The organism is Enterococcus devriesei (genome assembly GCF_001885905.1).
Lineage (GTDB): Bacteria > Bacillota > Bacilli > Lactobacillales > Enterococcaceae > Enterococcus_A > Enterococcus_A devriesei.
This window is the reverse complement of the sequence record NZ_JXKM01000037.1, coordinates 1-978: the sequence shown is the minus strand read 5'-3', so window position 1 is coordinate 978 and position 978 is coordinate 1. Positions and strand designations below refer to the sequence as shown.

1 pseudogene is annotated in these 978 nt (G+C 35.8%); it reads right to left on the bottom strand.

What is annotated here, in order from left to right:
• Window positions 1-252: 252 nt before the first annotated feature.
• Window positions 253-648: pseudogene (locus tag RV00_RS15850) on the bottom strand (hypothetical protein).
• Window positions 649-978: the final 330 nt, after the last annotated feature.

Genomic DNA, 978 nt, shown 5'->3' with positions numbered 1-978 from the left:
AAAATAGACGAGGGGACGTTCCGAATACTTTAGAATCTTTACGCTACTCACAATACCATTCATGCTTATCATTTAAACCACTCCCGTATTTTAGTATGTAGTAATCAAAATTATGAAGACCATTAGCTTTGCTACAGTAGAAAGTAAAGCATCGTTCGCCGATTTCATCTATAGCGTTAGGACCGAAATCCCACAATAAGACTTGGAGACGATCGAATGTCATCAATCCTAGATGATAAGAGAGGATAGGATTCATTTCAGTTCACTCCATTTTTTCCAGTTGTAAACCTCAACATTTCTAATTTCATCGTAATGTACTTTTTGATCACCTATGTAAATTCCTAACTCATCGTAACCTCGAATCATTCCTATAACATCATCATAATACTGTGCATTTTCATTGAGGGCTTCTAACTGAACAGAGACAGGTTTGCTTTTTAGTCTAGCTTCGTTTAAGACTTTTTCGATTTCTTCACTTTACATTAACGTTTTTTGATTATTGACCTTAGACCGTTCGGTTACATCCTTATTGATTGCTGCTGTTTGCTCGGACAAGTAAAATCCGATCCATTTAAGCATATTCCGGTCCTCGTAAACTTTTTTAGCTTCTAAAAACAGTTTGATAGCTGACTCGTCATCGTAGATCATAGCGTTCACCTCTTGGGAACATTCTACGAACATATGTTCTAAAATGTAAAGCGAACAATTTCTTAAGAATTCTGATATAATGTGGGTGCGGAAGATGATTGGATTACAATAGGTAAGCTTGGTGGAATGGTAGCGATTGGATATATTTTTGCGTATGCGGTTTGAAGTATTTTCAAGAAGTGTTTTTTTAATCGGAAATAGTGATTACGCATGAATTACGCAAAAAATAATATGCTCGCAAAAGTATAGTAGCTTATAAAAAAGGTGTCGTAAGTGTTTATGGGTTATTTATTTTTTGCCAGACTTTATCTAGAAGCCCGTCACCCGCTT